Source organism: Arthrobacter sp. B055-34 (assembly GCF_059090425.1).
This window is the reverse complement of the sequence record NZ_JBNHFQ010000001.1, coordinates 334,923-351,792: the sequence shown is the minus strand read 5'-3', so window position 1 is coordinate 351,792 and position 16,870 is coordinate 334,923. Positions and strand designations below refer to the sequence as shown.

Genomic DNA, 16,870 nt, shown 5'->3' with positions numbered 1-16,870 from the left:
GAGCCTTGGCTCCAATGACCCAGAGCGCCTTTCACTGGCTAAGTTGCCCAAGGCGGCGGCACGCACCGGTGTCCGTGGACCCGCCGTCGACCCCCGGTCCCTGAACATAGGTATCGTCCACCTAGGGGTTGGCGCCTTCCACCGTGCGCACCAAGCGGTGTATACAGAAGACGCCGCTGCAATTTCCGGTGACAGCCGGTGGGGCATCCTCGGTGTAACGGGCCGCTCCGCCCGTGTCGTCGATCAGTTACTGCCACAGGACGGGTTGTATTCGGTCCTGACGAAGGCGAAGGAATCGCATTCCTTGAGGCTCATCGGTTCCCTGCGTGGGCTTGCCTTTCCAGGAACCGATTCCGAGAGGGTAATCCAGAGCCTTGCGGTCGAAACAACGCACATCGCCTCACTGACGATCACGGAAAAGGGTTACCCCCGGACGGATCAGGGGCAATTGGACGTTAGCCATACGGGGGTCGCTGCCGATATCAGAAGCCTTAAAGCGGAAGCTGCAACTCGCTCAGCGGCAACTAACGCCAAAACTGCCATCGGGTTGCTTACCCGGGGACTCGCGCGGCGTTATGCGGTTTCCGGAGCGCCCATGACAGTTCTTCCCTGCGACAACCTGACTTCCAACGGTGCCTTGACCAGGGATCTCGTAAGTTCGCTCGCAGAGGCGGCATGCATTCCGGGCTTTCAAGAGTGGTTGCTGCAGTCGGTGGCCTTCCCCAGCACCATGGTGGATAGGATCGTTCCTGCCACTACCGCGCACAACCTCGCCGAGGGCCAGCAGATTCTTGGCCAACGGGATGAGGGGCTCGTCGTAGCAGAGCCCTTCGGGCAATGGGTCATCGAAGACAATTTCGCGGGACCCCGACCAGCTTGGGAGGGCGCTGGCGCTACGCTCACGGCCGAGGTGGCGCCCTTCGAGATCGCCAAACTACGAATGCTCAATGCCACGCATTCATTGCTGGCGTATCTGGGAGCCCTCTATGGGTTCTCGACTATTTCCGCGGCCGTGGCGGACGATAGGCTGACCGACGCTGCACGGCGGTTGCAGAAGGAAGACGTTATTCCAACGTTGACTCCTCCGCCTGGTCTGGACTTGGCCGATTATGGAGAGGCCATCCTCAGCCGCTTTGCCAATCCCAACCTTGGGCATACGACGATTCAGGTTGCCATGGACGGGTCGCAAAAACTTCCCGTCCGGATTTTGGGAACGGTGCAAGACCGTTTGGTGGCCGGGGAAGTGCCCTATGCCACGGCCCTTGCTGTCGCAGCTTGGATGGTATTTGTTCACCGGGGACGCGATATCAACGGCAGGGAACTGGTTCTTGATGATCCGATGGCAGCCCAGCTGCAGGCAGCTTCCCGGGGGAGTGACGCCGGTTTGGTGAATCGGCTCCTTGGCCTGTCGTCGATCTTTCCTGACAGCATCGCCTCTCATGAAGGTTTCCGGAACGCGGTGGAAGAACATGTAGCGAAGATCCTCACCGATGTTCTGTAAAAGCAATTAGGCGATGGCCCCGAACGAACTTGGCGGGTGGCTGCACAAAGCAGTCACCCGCCGTCGTTGTTGGACGCCCTCAGGAATCAGCGGTCCAGTCGCGGTCATTGATGAACTCGCCGGGCCGGAAGTCGACGAAGGCGGCGCCGTCGAGACCCATTTCCTCGGCGTTCTCCTGCAATACAGAGGTCTTGGCCACGTCGGCCCAATAGCCGGTCTCCAGCCGCTGGTCCATGGCTTCGACCGAGGCGACGTTCTCGGCCACGGTGAAGCTGCAGTGTCCCTCGCGGTCCACGAAGGCCTGGCGGAACAAGGAGCGCTCGCCGGCCTGACGGACGGTTTCGGCGTATTCCTCCTGGTACTCCACGGGCGCCAACAGGTCTACGAGGGTGTGCGTTGCCAGCAGCGGCACCTGCAGTTCGCCGGTGGGGGTGGAGGTTCGCAGCATCCACTCAAGGCCGCCTTTATTGGGCTCGATGCCGGCGTTGGCGGTGATGGTGGCGAGGTCGGCAGACAGATCCAGACCGGACAGGCCATACATGTGCTCCACCTGCTTGCGCTGGTCGGAGGAGCGCAGAAGCTTGGCGTAGTCGACGCCCGCGGTCCAGCCGCTGTCCCCGCCGGCCGCGCTGACGATGGTGTGCCGACGCTCGATCACGGTCGGCAGGGTGTCCAGCACGAGCTCTGCCTGGGCGGCGGCCAGCGCCTCCGGATCCGTCGGGTCGACGTCGTCGAGCTCGGTAGGAGTGTTCAGCAGTGCCGCCACCAGTGCGATCCGGGCCCTGCCCGCGGCTGATTCCGTGGCTTCCTGCAGCGCCGCCTTTAGGCTGGCGATGGTCGCATCCGACTGGACTGGCGTAGTGAAGCCGGTCAGCCGGATGTCCTGCCCGGGGAGGAGGAGTTCGGCCGCCGCGTGGGCCGCGTCGAGCTGGTAGTTGTTCAGGGCCACTCCGCCGCCGACCAGACCGCAGGTGCTCACGGCGCCGTCGATACCGGCTCCCGGAATCTCGGCCATCATGCTGGTCACGAGGCCGCCCATGGACCGGCCCACGGCAATCACGCGGTCCGCTTCGCCGAACTGCTTCTCGAACGCGGTCATGGTGTCGAGCTGGTCCTGCGCCGCCGTCTCCAGCGCCCAGCCGGTTTCGGAGTACGACGACGATGCGACGGCATACCCGCGCTTGATCAGTTCTGTCGCGGTGGGGGCGAATCCTTTGTCCCAGGCCGGGTTGTCGGTGCCGCCGCGGAAGCCGTGGGCGAAGAGCACCAGCTTGCCGTTCCAGTCCGCGGGCACTTCGGCGCGCCAGGTGGCTCCGTTGTCCAGGGTACCGGTGGCGACAGTGGACGGTGCTTGCTGCGCATCGGTTTTGATTGCGCTGCCGGCGTCGGATGCCGGCGGGCCAGCCACGGCGGTGGGGGAGACGGCCGCCGTCGCCAGCAGGAGGGTAAGGGCGGACGTTGAAACAATCGTGCGGCAGCGTTGACGCATGGTGCGGGTCATTGGGGAAACCTCACTGTAGATCGTTTAATCGGACAACTAATGCTTGTCTGAACGATTGAGGAAGTCAATGGTTCTACTGGTTTCGCCTGCGAGTACTCGGAGAAGCGTTAGCGAGGGTCTCCAGCGCCCTAGACATGCATCTCATGTGTGTCCGTGCGGCCATACATGAACTTGCAGCCAATTTGCGCAAGGGAATTTCGCGTAGTTGTCTCGCAGTATTGGGATAAAGCTGTAATCTTACTGCTCACTGGCACATTCATTTTTTGGGGGAATAGATGAGAAAGTTTTCTGCCGCCACCACGTTAATCGTGGCCGCTGCCGGGCTAATCGCATGCGCTCCAGAGCGCATGACCGTTGCAGATTCATGTGACGAAATTCAGGCTGTTATGGTGGCGGCGATGGCCTCCAACGGAGAAGGCGCGATATCCGATGAGAGTGCCGATGAGCTTAGTCGCACTATTAAAGATCTTTCTGAACGGGTAGCAGCGCCCCTCGAATCTCCTCTGGAACGCCTTTCCGCTCGGTTTGCCGAGGGTGACTTGGCCAGGCAGAGCTTTACGGAGGAAGACGAGGCGGCGATGAATCAAGTGAGTGACACTTGCCCACGGCTCAATCAGTGACTCTTTAGCGCCAGAAGGCGGTGCAATGACTGGCGGCCCTTTCCTTCTCAGGAAAGGGCCGGGCATAGCAACTGGTGGGAAATAACTAGCGAGCTGAAATAGCGTTTTGAGCAGGCCGGAATGGCACGTTAGCCGGCCTGCTTGCGCTGCTCGACCCAGTCGGCACGACCCTTGTGAAAATGAGGGCCGTAGAGGCTCACTGGCAACGCGTCAGCAGCTCTGTTCCGGCTGCTTGCCACTCATCAATGTCTGCTTCCCAATCGGCGGGTAATTCGCCGTTTGATGCTGCAACTAAGGCTTCAATTGGTGCCGCAAAGGCATCGATATACGGTGTCAGTTCTTCGTTGGAATGCTCCATGACCGATTCCAGTTCTGCGAGGACCTCTTCCGCCAGTTCTACGTCCGGATTGCCGTCTGTCACAGACGTAACGGCGTCCACGCCTCGGATGAGCGGGCCATCTTCATCTGGACCCACCAATTGCATGCAAGTTGCCGCTTCAGATACAACAAGGGTTTGATCCGAATTTTCCTTTGTCTCGCTGCTATCGGCCTTTTCCCCACACTTAGTGAGGAGCTCGGTTGACGACGCTTGCCAGTCATCGAAGTTCTGATCATATTCGCCGCTGCCATCGGCGGCCTCGACCAGAGCTTCCGCCGGTTCAATGAACGCTTCTAGATATGGTTTCAACTCTTGTCCCGAACGGTCGACGATCGGCCTGAGCCGGTCCGCGACCGTTCGCGCTGAAGCGATGTCTTCGGGATCAATGCCTTCATGTGACGTCAATGTCATGACGAAGTCGACGCCCTCGAAGATCGGTCCGTTAGAGCCGGATCCCATTAGCTGCTCGCAGGTGGTGTCCGTGGAAACAACGACTGCCGCCGTACTTGTGGTAGGCGCGGCAATGGTTTCGGATGTAGCCCCAGATTCCTCTGTTCCACCACACGCGGTCAGAGTTGATAGAGCGACCGCTAAAAGCGGAGCCACAAAAAGTATCTTGTTGTTCAATTATTCTCCCCAGCGAGTGATTAACGTGACGCAATAGTAGCGGAAGAAATGCGAAGCCTGGAGAGTGCTTCGCAAATTGGTTCTCGGCGTCCGATGCCGTGGATCACATGCGGACTCCCGTGTTGGAACGCAAAGCAAGACTGGGGTTTAACTGGGGTATGAAAGCTTTAAGTGAAACGTTACGCTTCTCCCGGGGGAAGGGTCACGGCTCGCCGGGCACCTACCTTAGCTCGGAGCCGGTATCACGGTTCCGCCGATCGTTTTTTGAGGGGCGAAACTGTGAAAGAACGCTTTGTTGCGCTGGCGGCTGCCGGAATACTGGCAGCGGGATTCATCATCCCGGCCGCGACGCCGGCCTACGCGGGAGACGAGACCGCACTGTCGACAACCGATGCGACCTCGGTGGCAACCGGCGATGCGACCGGCAGCTCTGCTCCCGCATCTGTCCTTGCCACACCTGATCCCGCGCCGTCCGGCGCTGCGGACGCTGCCGCAGAACCGGTTGTGAAGCTGGAAATCCTGAAGCGCGAGGCAAGCGACCCGGAGCTCAAGTTCGAGGGCCAGGCTACTAACGCAGCCGGCAAGACCATCGAGCTCCAGGTGTTCTGGGACGGCGAGTGGGCCAAGCTGTGGACATCGGATGCTCTGGAAACCGGCGATGAGGCCTTCCAGCGCACGTTCAAGTTCACCGAGGCCGCCGAGCTCCGGTTCCGCGCTGCTGTCGAAGGCAGCACGACGGTGTCCGAGATTGTGAAGGCGGAGTGGACCGATGAGGCGGCGTCGACGAAGCCCGCCCCCGAGGCAACCGGCTCCGCTACGGGCGAGCCAGCCAAGGAGGCACCGCTGACGGAGGTTCCGGAAGCGGACGAATCAGCCCCGGCCACCGATGCGGCGACGCCTGCCCCGAGCACTGACGTTCCGGAAACAGAAACGCCGGCGCCGGCTCCGACCACGGAAGCTCCCGCCACGGAAGCTCCCGCCACGGAATCGCCGGAGACAACACCGACCATCGAAGCACCTGCGCCGGCCCCTTCGCCGACCACTACTACTGAGGCCCCGGCCACCGTCAAGGCCACTCCTCAGCCGGTCGTCAACAGCGTCCTTCCGACCATTTCCGGCAGCGCGGTCCTGGGCCAGACCCTGACCGCCAAGGCGGGCACCTGGACCACCGGCGCCACCTTCGCCTATCAGTGGCTGCGCGAGGGCCAGCCGATCACGGGCGCCACCGCTGCTACCTATAAGGTGACCACCGCGGACGCGGGCAAGCGGATCAGCGTCCGCGTGACCGGAACTAAGTCCGGCATGACCGCCACCTCCGCCACCTCGGCGCTAACAGCCAAGGTCATCCTGGGCACGGTGGCCAACAGCGTGGCCGCGACCATCAGCGGCAGCGCACTTGTGGGCAGCACCCTCACCGCGAAGGGCACCTGGACCACCGGGGCCACCCTGACCTACCAGTGGCTGCGCGACGGCCGGAACATCACCGGCGCCACTGCCGCAACCTACAAGGTGACCACCACCGACGCCGGGACGAAGCTTTCGGTGCGGATCACGGGCTCGAAGACCAACTACCGGTCGCGGACGGTCACTACGGCCCAGACCGCGATCGTGGCCTACGCGCCCGCGCCCGGCACCTTGACCTACCGGAACTACACCGCGCCCAACGGCCTGACCAGCCAGTACCACGTGCTCGGCAACAACGTGGACACCTCGCAGCCGGTGGGAATTGTGTTCGTCTTTCACGGCGACTACAGCTACCCGGCGCAGTCCTACGTCCACCAGCCCACCGGCTCGATCATGAAGGGCATGGCGGCCGAGGCGGCCAAGAAGAACATGATCATGGTCCCGGTCATCACCCCGGACAAGGTCGGCGGCATCACCTGGTGGGAAGACATCGACCGCAACGGCGACTACTTCCGATCGCTCGCGGCCATGCTGATTGCCAAGTACGACGTCGACCCGAGCCGGGTCTGGTTCCACGGCTACTCCGGCGGCGCAGAGTTCACCAGCATGGAAGTGCTCTCCGACCGGCAGAACTGGATCAAGGGCGGCGGCGCCACCATCGTGGGCGGCGGCGGATACCGAAGCATGCCCACGGCCCCGTCCACCGCAGTCAAGAACATGAACCTCAACTGGATCGCCGGCAGCCTGGACGGCATGGGCGGCACCACGCTGGCCACCTGGTCCGCACTCGGCACCGCCCAACGTGCCGAGCAGATCTACTCCGACAAGGGCTTCACCAAGACCACCATGACGGTCCTGCCCGGCGTCAACCACTGGTCCTACGACATGCCGGCCCTGCTGGCCCGTGACCTGCGGGTGCTGCCGGACCGCCTCCCCGCGGCCAACAAGACCGCGAAGATCCTGCCCGGTGACATTGCCGCGGTGGCGGGCGACGGTTCCCTGTACTCGTACCCCTCGGCAAAGGGCGGCGACCTGGCCACCCGGACCTTCGTGTCCGCCGGCTGGCAGAACGCGCTCAACGTGGATGTGGCGGACTGGAACAACGACGGCGTCCAGGACCTGATTGCCAACTGGAAGAACGGCCAGCTGACCGTCGATTACGGCAGGGCAACCGGGGGCTTCCAACGAGCGGTCATCGGCAGCGGCGGCTGGCAGGGCTACGACGTCCTGGTGACCAACTGGCGCAGCGGCGATAAGTTCCCCGGTGTCATCGCCAAGAACCTCCGCGACGGCAAACTCTACGCCTACACCAACCCGACAGGCGAGAACCACGGTCCCCGCACGCTGATCGGCTCCTCTGGGTGGCGGAATCTGGACCTGATGGCCATGGACTACGACCAGGACGCCAAGATGGACCTGGTAGTCAAGATGACCACCGGCCAGCTGAAGCTGTACCGCTCCAATGGTGCCGGCCGCTTCATCTCGGAAGAGCGCCGGGTAGTCGGCAGGTCCGGCTGGAACGCCATGGGCCACCTCTCGGCCATTCCCAATCATGTGGCCGACGGCGGGATGGGTATCCTCGCCCGGGACATGAACGGCACGCTGTACCACTACGCGGTGACCAAGAACCGGATCAACAAGCGGATCATCATCGGCCAAGGCGGCTGGGAGACTCTGCGGCTCGGTTCCTGAACCTAACGGGACGACCATTTAGTGACGACCACGTAGGCGGGTGGCTGCACAACGCAGCCACCCGCCGTCGTCGTTTTCAGGGGGCAACGCCCGCGGAGATCGCCGATGTCTTTCCACGCCTCGCATTCCCTGTCATTCTGTAGTTGCGGGGCGGATTCGTGAACGAAGGAGAGCGGCGATGGTGTCGGCAAGCGGCAAGATTGTTGTCGGTGTGGATGGTTCCGAGGGGTCGGTAGAGGCGCTGCGAATGGCCGCACGCCTGGCTCCGGCCCTGGATGCGTCCATTCATGCGATTTCCTGCTGGCATTTTCCCCCGATCTACGAGGGCTATGTTCCGCCGGATTTCGAGGCGTTCGAGGCCTCGACGAAGAAGGAACTCGAGGCCGCCTTGGATCAGGCCTTCGGTGAGAATAGGCCCGCAGACCTGACCAGCCAGCTATTGCGCGGTCCGGCACCCGAGCTACTGGTCGAGGCAGGCCGAGAGGCCGTCATGCTGGTGGTTGGGCGACGGGGGCACGGCGGTTTCCTCGGCATGCACCTCGGGTCGGTGAGCTCGGCCTGCGTATCCCATGCCGCCTGTCCGGTCCTGGTGCTGCACGAGGACGGGAAGATCCACGGCCGCTCCGGCCAGGGGCGGAGGCGTCGGGAGCACGACTGATTGAGCAACGGGCGTGGAATTGCTGCCGCTCCGTCTCGAGGTCCAGGACGGCGAACTCTGAGGGCGGCCGTCACGCGCTCAGGAGAGGTTGGATGCGCTTGAGCTCTTGTTCGTGTTTGATGGCTTCCACACTGAGGTCATAGCGCGTCTGCAGATTCATCCAGAACCGCTCAGAGGTGCCTAGGGCCCGCGCCAAGCGCAGGGCAGTGTCAGGGCTGATGCCGCGCTTTCCATGAACAATCTCGTTGATGCGGCGGGGCGGAACGGAAATCGCCGTCGCAAGACGATATTGACTAATTCCCAGAGGCTTCAAAAACTCTTCAAGCAGTATCTCACCCGGGTGGATGGGGTCATGAGTGGTGGCCATGGCGGTGTCTCTTTCAGTGATAATCGGTGATCTCGACGTTTGCTGGTCCGGCTGGCGTCCATACGAAGCAGATACGCCATTGATCGTTGATACGGATGCTGTGCTGGCCTTTGCGGTCGCCCTGCAGTTGTTCGAGCCGGTTGCCGGGAGGGATGCACAGGTCGTTGATGGTTTCGGCGGCGTCAAGGAGAAGCAGCTTTCTGTTGGCCGCTCGCTGCAAATCCGGTCCGAGTCGGCGCACATGCATCCGTTGCCATACGCGTTCTGAGTCTTTGTCCGCGAATGACAGGATCATGCAACCATAATAACGCTGCGCGTTATTACCGGCAAGCGTTATTAGGGGCCCTGGCAGAAGTCCAGTCGGCCCGTCGCGGTGCTGGAATCCGGATCAAGGGGCGGCCTTCACGATGTAGGCCATCCCGTTCCCGCCGAGGCCGGGGAAGGCTCCGATCCCGTCGCCGGATACTGCGGCGGGCAGCACAGTCTTATTGCCCTCGTGCCAGGGTCGAGGTTCCGTCCCCAGCGCAGGGTCATAGCTGGCAGCTTGCCCCTCGCTGGTGTCCGGTGCCGCGTACTTTCCGTAGACGATGCGGTCGGCGCCGACAAAGTAGGGGCGGAAGTCCTCCGAATCGGTGTCGCGCGGATCGGCGTTTTCCACCCACTGCCGCCCGGTCTCCGGGTCGAACATGGAAACCAGGACGGTGCCCTCCTCAAAAGACGCGAACCCGCGGCCCCGATGCCCCACGAACAGGAGCCCGTTGAAGCCGTGGATGTGGTTGGAGCCCGTCCGCAGGCACCCGTTGTTCAGCTGCTCCGACGCGCCGATGCTTTCGCCGGTATGCACGTTGACGACGCGGCACTTGTCCGTCGCGACGCCACCGTTGCCGATGGCCAGATTGATATAGGGGCCTACTGCGTTGGCGACGGCGATAAACCCCTCGTGACGCCAATCCCCAGTGAACGCCTCATAGCCCAGCTGGCGGCGGTCACCAAGGTCCATGGTTGGCAGGTCATCGACCCTGTTGAATACGTCCACCCCGTCCACCCGCAGGATCCATTCATCGCCCTCGGGAACTTCTACGGTTTCGAACTCTCCGCTGACCGGATCGAACACCAGCGGAGCCACGGCTACGGGCAGATGAAGGGAGCCGCTGTGGCCGAGCAGCCCGGTGTTATGGTCGCCGTCGGACGGGAACGTGTGAACCGTTCGGTGCAGCAGCTCGCCGTTTGCGCCGTCGAACACGGTGATCACGGCAGCAAGGGCGGCGGGGGAGGGACTTGTACCGTCTGCCTCCGGTGGAGTTCCTTGGCTGAAGATGGCGAGGAACTTCTTCCCGCCTTCATAGAGTTGGGCCACCTCGGTGCCTCTGGTCTGGTCGGGCCTTAGCTCCTTGGGTTCCTCCGACTGCGAGACAACGCCGCCGCGTCTGTCGTAGACGGTCATGATGCCGTCCTCGGACAGCGCGGCAATGCCGGTGTCCAAGCCATACGTGCCGATCACCCCGCCCTCGGTCACCCACGAGGCTCCGCCAGTCCACGGGTCAGGCAGCCGGGCCGCAAAGGAATTCGTGGACCGGTAGGACTTGTGGGGCTCCCGCGAGGACTCGGTGGACCCGGGGGCGTTGGCAGAAGTAGAGGGGACGGTGTCGGGCGGTTCCGGTCCGCCGAGGGTGCAGGATGAGAGTGCAGTCAGCGCGGCTGTCGCAAGTAGGACGGCTGTGGACGCACGCATAGTCCTCATGACGCGTCCTTCCCCAAGGCGGCGCTCGTCGCGTCGCGTGTGTTCAGACTCACTCAGCATCGCCCACGCGTCAATCCACCAAACAGGGGGTAACGACCACGAAGCCGTCCGCCCAGCGGATTGGACTGGGCGGACGGCTTCGTGGGGTTGGGCTACTCGGTGACCTCGAAGGTCAGGGTCTGGGTGAACTCGCGGCCGTGGACGTCGGTCGCGGTGACTTCGGCAGTGTGCTCTCCGATGGCGAGGTCGGTGGGCAGCTCCAGCCGCCACAGGTGCATCGACCGGTCGGCGAGGCCGCCGCCGTGGACGAACTGCTCCTGGATGGCCACGGGATCGGACCATTCGGCGCCGACGCGGACGGTCTCGCCCTGCAGTTGCTGGGTGCGGGTTGCCGGAACGGTTTCGCCGCCGTCGATCTTTGCTTCAACGGTGGAGCCGGTGCTGCCCATCCAGAAGTTGGTGGTCAGCCAGGTCTGGTTGGCCAGGTCTTCCGGCGAGACGGTCAGCGGGTTCCCGAACTCCGGTGCCGAGCCGCGGGGCTTGCCGACGTTCTCGGCGTACCAGGTCCGGTAGCGCGGGCCGTTCAGGCCGACGGCCAGCTGCTGGGATTCGTCGCCGCCACGGACGGTGAAGCGTTCGGTGACATCCGTGTTCATGATGTCCAGCGTTACGACGCCGGGCGGGGTTCCGTCACGCTGGATGGACGTGGGGTAGCCCTCCTCGACCACGCGTCCGCCGTACCAGTGGCCGGAAACGGCGGGGACGGTCAGGTGCGTGAACGGCAGGCCCTGCTCGCCAACCTCGTCCATCCAGCCGGCCATCAGGTCGCCTTCGCGCAGGTTCTCCGACATGTGGGTGTGGCCGCCCAGCGCGATGACCTCGCGGCCCTCGAGGATTTCGTAAATCTCCTTGAGCTGCTTGGTGGTGTGCGAGTTGCTGTAGAAGAACTCGAGCAACGGGCTGTGCGATGCCAGCACGATCACCTTGTTCTTGGGCACCTGCGCGATGTCGTTGCGCAGCCATTCGAGCTGCCGCTCGCCGAGGCCGTACGTGTAGCTGCTCTTCTTGGCCGGCACCTTCGTGGGGTACTCGATGGTGCTCAGCGCCACGACGTGTGCCTTGCCGGCGTCGTAGGAGTAGTACTCCGGGCCCAGCTTGGCGCGGAAGGTATCGAACTCGTGTTCCCCGTCCAGGGCGTCGAAGTCGAGGTCGTGGTTGCCGGGCAGGAAGCGGGCGGGGCCGTTCAGCATCCCCGTCAGCTCCCGGGTCTGGGTGAACAGGGACAGATCATCGCCCACCACGTCGCCAATGAAGAGGGCGCCGCAGCCGGCATAGTCATCACGGGCGGCCAGATCGGCGAAGACGCCCGCCTTGGCGAACTCCACCTCTTCCTGGTCATACGTCTGGACATCGGCGCCGATCACGCAGTGCTGCTCGGGCGACTGCGTGAGCTTGCTTTGGGCCAGCGGGAAATTCACGGCGTCCGGCAGCGCGCCGGTCGGGGCGATGCCGCCGTACTTCAGCTCGGGCGAGCCCTCGGGCAGGTGGTTGTAGGAGAACTGGGCAACGTTGTCGCCGTCCACCGGAACCTGGTAGCCGCGGGGCTGGGTGACGAAGACGGTCATGTTGTTGAACGCCGGCAGCTCGTAGCGGCCCTGCTCGTCGGTGGCCACGACGTCGCGGCCGTTGGACACGGTGGCGCCGGCGACGCCGGGCTCGTTGGTGTCCTGCTTGGAGTTGCGGTTCTTGTCGTTGAACACGGTGCCATCGAGGACATTCTGGTCCTCGTCAGCGCCAATAACGACGTCGACGGCGCCTTGGTAGGCGACGGTTCCGCCGGCATCTACGGGAGCGCTGTCAGGTGTGGCGGTGGCGGCGGGGGAGAGCAGGACGCCGCCGACGACGAGTGCCAGCGTGCTGGCGGTCAGGCGGGCAGGCCTGCTGGAGAGCGGTTTTCTCGGATGGACATTCGGATGCAATGGATTCTCCGGTCGAATGGTGTGGCTTGGGGCAGCAGCTGTCCGCCCAGCGGATTGGCTGGGCGGACAGCTGCGGTGCGGGGCAGTACTACTTGGTGACCTGGAAGGTCAGCCTTTCGGTGAACTCGCGGCCGTGGACGTCGGTCGCGGTGACCTCGGCGGTGTGCTCTCCGACGGCGAGGTCGGTGGGCAGTTCCAGCCGCCAGAGGTGCATCATGCGGTCGGCCAGGCTGCCGCCGTGGACCAGCTGCTCCTGGACGGCGGTCGGGTCGGACCACTCGGCGCCGACCAGCTGGCCTTCGCCCTGCATCTGCTGGGTGCGGACAGCCTCGGTGGTGTCGCCGCCGTCGATCTTCACGTCAACGGTGGAGCCGGTGCTGCCCATCCAGAAGTTGGTGGTCAGCCAGGTCTGGTTGGCCAGGTCTTCCTGCGAGACGGTCAGCGGGTCGGTGAACTCAGGAGCGGAGCCCTTGTTGTCCACGTTCTCGGCGTACCAGCCGCGGTAGCGCGGGGTGTTCAGGCCCAGCGCCATCTGCAGGGAATCGTCTTCGCCGCGGACGGTGAAGCGCTCCTTGACTTCGGTGTTTTTGATGTCGAGGGTGAGCACGCCCGGCAGGCCGCCGTCGCGCTGGACGGCGAGCGGGTAGCCCTCGGGCAGCATGCGGCCGGAGTACCAGTCGCCGGAGATGGCGCCCGCGGTGATGTGCGTGAACGGCAGTCCGTCGACGCCGAAGACGTCGGACCAGCCGGCCAGCGAGTCGCCTTCGCGCAGGTTCTCGATGCTGTGCGTGTGTCCGCCCAGGGCAACCACTTCGCGGCCTTCGAGGATCTGGTAGATCTCCTTGACCTGGTCGACCTGGTGCTTGGAGCTGCCCTGGTCGGCGTAGTCCAGCAGCGGGATGTGCGCGGCGAGGACGATCAGCTTGTTCTCCGGCACCTGGGCGATGTCGTTGCGCAGCCACTCGAGCTGGCGCTCGTCCAGCGCACCGTTGTAGGGCGTGCCCGACTTGTACTCCACGGTGTTCAGCGCCACCACGTGGGTTTTGCCGGCGTCGTACGAGTAGTACTCCGGGCCGAGGTTGGCGCGGAACGAATCGAACGAGTGCTCGCTGCTGGCGGCGTCGAAGTCCAGGTCATGGTTGCCGGGCAGGAAACGGGCCGGGCCGTTGAGCATGCTGGTCAGCTCGCGGGTCTGCGGGTACAGCCCGGGGTCATCGCCCACCACGTCGCCGATGAAGAGGGCGCCGCAGCCGGTGTAGTCGTTGCGTTCGGCCAGATCCGCGAAGGCTCCGGTGCGGGCGAAGGGCACCTGTTCTTCAGTGTAGGTCTGGATGTCGCCGCCGATCAGGCAGTGCTGCTCGGGCGACTGGGTCAGCGAGCTCTTGGCCAGCGGGAAGTTGACCGCGTCCGGCAGGGCGCCGGTGGGGGCGATGCCGCCGTGCTCCAGCTCCGGCGAGCCTTCGGGCAGGTGGTGGTAGTAGAACTGCGCCACGTTGTTCTCGTCCACGGGCACCTGGTAGCCGCGCGGCTGGGTGGCGAAGACGGTCATGTTCTCGAACGCAGGCAGTTCGTAGCGGCCCTGGCTGTCCGTGGTGACGACGTCGCGGCCGTTCGAGACGGTCACGCCGCCGAGGCCGCGCTCGCCGTCGTCCTGCACGGAGTTTTGGTTCTTGTCGTCGAAGACGCTGCCGTCGATGGTCTCCTGGTCGGCGTCCGGTCCTTCGACCACCTCGACGCTGCCGCGGTAGGCGCTCGCGGCCCAGCCGGTGTCGGCAGGGGCGCTTTCGGGTGCGGCGGTGGCCGTGGGGGAGAGCACGACACCGCCGAAAATCAGCGCCAGCGTGCCGGCGGTCAGGGCGAGGGGTCTGGCAGAAGGTGACTTGGACGGGGTGGTAATGGGGTTCACCATGTTCCTTCGGTCGAGTGATGTTGGCTAGCGGTTCTCGCTGCCAAAGGCACTGTTCCAAGGTTTGGTGAACGTTTCACCACCGGCAGACCACAAGGATGGGAAGCAGACGTAGCGACTCGCCCAACCCCGGGTGAAGTCTCGCCCGTTCCCGGAACCGCGGGCCTGTGGAAAGCTGGTGGCATGAAGTCGCAGAAGAAGTCCAGGCGTAAGGTCCTTGCCGCCCTCCAGAGCGCCATGGATAAGAAGGCGTACGTTGATATTCGCCGGAAAATCAAAGACGCGGACGTCATCCACGGCTACGTAGTGCAGCTTTCCGACGACTGGATCCTCATCGCCGACACCCGTGACGGAGGCTACCTGGACGGCTTCACTGCCCTGCGCACCAAGGACATCACGAAGGTCAAAAAGGTTGACGGGTTCGAACCGGAGCTGCTGAAGAAGCTCAAGCAATGGCCGCCGGCCGCACCGAAGCAGCCCATCAGCCTCTCCAGTGCAGAGGCCATCATCCGCGCGGCGGGCGAGAGCCGGGAAGCCCTCACGATCCATCAGGAGAAGAACAAGCCTGATGCCTGCTTTATCGGCGCCCCGGTCGACTGGGGCGGGAAAAGCGTCTGGCTGCTCGAACTCGACAGGCACGCCCGCTGGGATACAGAGATGACCAAGTACCGGCTCAAGGACATCACCCGCATCGGCTTCGGCGGCGGTTACGAAGACGCCCTGCTGACCGTTTCAGGAGCCAAGCCCGATCGTAGTTCCGGCGGACACGAAGGAAAGTAAGCGCGGCAACCCGGTCCGTTCCTCAACCCGTTGTGTGCCGGTCATTTGGCGCTTACCGTTGATTCCAACGGCAGGAGCTGGTTATGGAATTTTCCCTCTTCGTCATCGTCGTCGCACTCGCTTTCGCCCCTTTAGCGGTGCTGATCTGCGGGCCCGACATACGGCAAGGCAAACCCGTTGCGCGGCGCCACCGTGCCCCTTCAGGCGCGGCGGCTTCCCATCGGGCCAGGGGAAAAAGGATCGCTGACCCAGTACCCCGGTGAGCGGAGCAGGGATTACGACGGCGGGTGGGCACCCGCCGTCGTTGTTCGTGCGTTTCAGCCCTCCCGGACGTCCGTGGTGCCGGTGATGCCGGCGGTTGATTCAATCACCGCGCGCATCTTCTTTTCCAGCGCCTCGTAGAACATGGAGAGCGGGAACTCATCGTCGAGCACCTGGTCGGTCAGGCCGCGCGGCGGCCCGGCCAGTGGGAGGGCCACCGGTCCCTGTGCCCAGACCGACGCCGGATGCGGCGTGACGGTTCCGCTGATCAGCTCGTAGGCGGCGAGCCAGTGGGCGGTTTTGGGGCGGTCGATGGAGCGCCAGTAGAGCTCTTCGATCCGTTTGCCCAGTTCAATCACGACGTCGGGGACGTCGGCCCAGTCGATGGAGAGCTTGCTGTCCGTCCAGTGGAGAACCTTGTGCTGGTGCAGCCAGGCGAAGAGCAGTTGCCCGCCCAACCCGTCGTAGTTGCGGGTGCGGCTGCCGGTGATCGCGAACCGGAAGATGCGGTCGAAGATGACCGCGTACTGGACGAGTTTGGCGTGCGAGCGGGCCTCGGGGGAGGACTCTTCGTCCCGCTCGATCAGGACCGATTCGCGGAAGGCGGTCAGGTCGCAGCGCAGCTCCTCCAACGTGTAGAGGAAGAAGGGCATGCGCTGCTTGATCATGAAGGGATCGAATGGCAGGTCCCCGCGCATGTGGGTCCGGTCATGGATCAGGTCCCACATCACGAAGGTTTCTTCGGCCAGGCGCTGGTCCTGCAGCAGTTCCTCCGCTTCGGCGGGAAGCTCAAGGGACGTGATCTCGCTGGCGGCCCGCACCACACGGCGGAACCGGGCGGCCTCGCGGTCGGCGAAGATGCCGCCCCAGCTGAACTGCGGGGTGCTCCGGACGGCAACGCTTTCGGGGAAGAGCACTGCCGAGTTCGTGTTGTACCCGGGGGTGAAGTCGAGGAAGCGGATGGGGACGAAGAGCTTGTTGGAGTAACTGCCGGCCTCCAGTTCGCCGACGAAGTCGGGCCAAAGTACTTCTACCAGCACGGCTTCCATGAACCGATTGCTGCTGCCGTTCTGGGTGTACATCGGGAAGACGACAAGGTGCTTGAGCCCGTCCACGCGGTGCTGCTGGGGTTGGAAGGCAACCAGGGAGTCGAGGAAGTCCGGAACCTGGAAGTCCGAGGCGGCCCACTTCTCCAGATCGGCCCGCAGGAGTGAAAGGTACTCGGTGTCATGCGGGAAGTAGCCGGCCAGCTCGCCGACCGAGTTCGCGATGACCTCGACGGCGTTGCTCGCTTGGCCGTGATGCGCCGGGTCGTGGACGGAACCGTCCTGCGCCTGCAGAAGCTGCAGCTCCGTCGCTGCCTGCTTCAGGGCGATCCAGGCAGGGTGCCCGGTCAATTCGCGATCCGACACTGCCGGGTATTCGATGCGCTCAAGGGTGGTCTCCACAAAACG

At 63.9% G+C, this 16,870-nt stretch carries 13 protein-coding genes; 5 read left to right on the top strand and 8 right to left on the bottom strand.

From position 1 onward, the window contains the following. The first annotated feature begins 157 nt into the window (after positions 1 to 157). Positions 158 to 1,501, top strand: a complete 1,344-nt coding sequence (locus AC5RWO_RS01510; protein WP_498728840.1) for a mannitol dehydrogenase family protein — start codon at positions 158 to 160, stop codon at positions 1,499 to 1,501. A 79-nt stretch (positions 1,502 to 1,580) separates the two neighbouring features. Here the strand turns inward: AC5RWO_RS01510 and AC5RWO_RS01505 are convergent, their stop codons facing one another. Next, positions 1,581 to 3,002 carry an alpha/beta hydrolase family protein gene (locus AC5RWO_RS01505; RefSeq protein WP_498728838.1) on the bottom strand — a complete coding sequence of 474 codons (1,422 nt, stop codon included), beginning with the start codon at positions 3,000 to 3,002 and terminating at the stop codon, positions 1,581 to 1,583. Between the two features lie 275 nt (positions 3,003 to 3,277). On the opposite strand from AC5RWO_RS01505, the gene AC5RWO_RS01500 reads away from it, so the two are divergent. Then, positions 3,278 to 3,622, top strand: coding sequence for a hypothetical protein (locus AC5RWO_RS01500; RefSeq protein WP_498728836.1), 345 nt, complete (start codon positions 3,278 to 3,280; stop codon positions 3,620 to 3,622). Positions 3,623 to 3,818: 196 nt separating this feature from the next. Here the strand turns inward: AC5RWO_RS01500 and AC5RWO_RS01495 are convergent, their stop codons facing one another. Then, positions 3,819 to 4,628: a hypothetical protein gene (locus AC5RWO_RS01495; protein WP_498728834.1), complete on the bottom strand. Its 810-nt coding sequence runs from the start codon at positions 4,626 to 4,628 to the stop codon at positions 3,819 to 3,821. A gap of 279 nt (positions 4,629 to 4,907) precedes the next feature. On the opposite strand from AC5RWO_RS01495, the gene AC5RWO_RS01490 reads away from it, so the two are divergent. Both AC5RWO_RS01490 and AC5RWO_RS01485 read left to right on the top strand, forming a co-directional pair. Continuing rightward, positions 4,908 to 7,724 (top strand): hypothetical protein, encoded by a 2,817-nt coding sequence (locus AC5RWO_RS01490; RefSeq protein ID WP_498728833.1) that lies wholly within the window; start codon positions 4,908 to 4,910, stop codon positions 7,722 to 7,724. Positions 7,725 to 7,902: 178 nt separating this feature from the next. Then, complete coding sequence (locus tag AC5RWO_RS01485; protein ID WP_498728831.1) at positions 7,903 to 8,382, top strand: universal stress protein; 480 nt, start codon at positions 7,903 to 7,905, stop codon at positions 8,380 to 8,382. Positions 8,383 to 8,452: 70 nt separating this feature from the next. On the opposite strand, the gene AC5RWO_RS01480 is transcribed toward AC5RWO_RS01485, so the two are convergent. The 5 genes from AC5RWO_RS01480 to AC5RWO_RS01460 all read right to left on the bottom strand — a co-directional run bounded on the left by AC5RWO_RS01480 (position 8,453) and on the right by AC5RWO_RS01460 (position 14,378). Next, on the bottom strand, positions 8,453 to 8,749 hold the full coding sequence (locus AC5RWO_RS01480) for a HigA family addiction module antitoxin (RefSeq protein ID WP_264668202.1): 297 nt from the start codon (positions 8,747 to 8,749) through the stop codon (positions 8,453 to 8,455). Between the two features lie 13 nt (positions 8,750 to 8,762). Then, positions 8,763 to 9,044 (bottom strand): type II toxin-antitoxin system RelE/ParE family toxin, encoded by a 282-nt coding sequence (locus AC5RWO_RS01475; protein ID WP_498728829.1) that lies wholly within the window; start codon positions 9,042 to 9,044, stop codon positions 8,763 to 8,765. Positions 9,045 to 9,137: 93 nt separating this feature from the next. Continuing rightward, positions 9,138 to 10,490, bottom strand: a complete 1,353-nt coding sequence (locus AC5RWO_RS01470; RefSeq protein ID WP_498728828.1) for a hypothetical protein — start codon at positions 10,488 to 10,490, stop codon at positions 9,138 to 9,140. A 152-nt stretch (positions 10,491 to 10,642) separates the two neighbouring features. Continuing rightward, positions 10,643 to 12,469, bottom strand: a complete 1,827-nt coding sequence (locus tag AC5RWO_RS01465) for a calcineurin-like phosphoesterase C-terminal domain-containing protein (protein ID WP_498728826.1) — start codon at positions 12,467 to 12,469, stop codon at positions 10,643 to 10,645. A gap of 88 nt (positions 12,470 to 12,557) precedes the next feature. Further along, complete coding sequence (locus tag AC5RWO_RS01460) at positions 12,558 to 14,378, bottom strand: calcineurin-like phosphoesterase C-terminal domain-containing protein (RefSeq protein WP_498728824.1); 1,821 nt, start codon at positions 14,376 to 14,378, stop codon at positions 12,558 to 12,560. A gap of 180 nt (positions 14,379 to 14,558) precedes the next feature. Here AC5RWO_RS01460 and AC5RWO_RS01455 point away from each other — a divergent pair, with 180 nt between their 5' ends. After that, positions 14,559 to 15,155, top strand: a complete 597-nt coding sequence (locus AC5RWO_RS01455; RefSeq protein WP_498728823.1) for a hypothetical protein — start codon at positions 14,559 to 14,561, stop codon at positions 15,153 to 15,155. Positions 15,156 to 15,472: 317 nt separating this feature from the next. Here AC5RWO_RS01455 and AC5RWO_RS01450 read toward each other — a convergent pair whose 3' ends face one another. After that, positions 15,473 to 16,843, bottom strand: a complete 1,371-nt coding sequence (locus tag AC5RWO_RS01450; RefSeq protein WP_498729310.1) for a DUF6421 family protein — start codon at positions 16,841 to 16,843, stop codon at positions 15,473 to 15,475. Between the last annotated feature and the right edge of the window lie 27 nt (positions 16,844 to 16,870).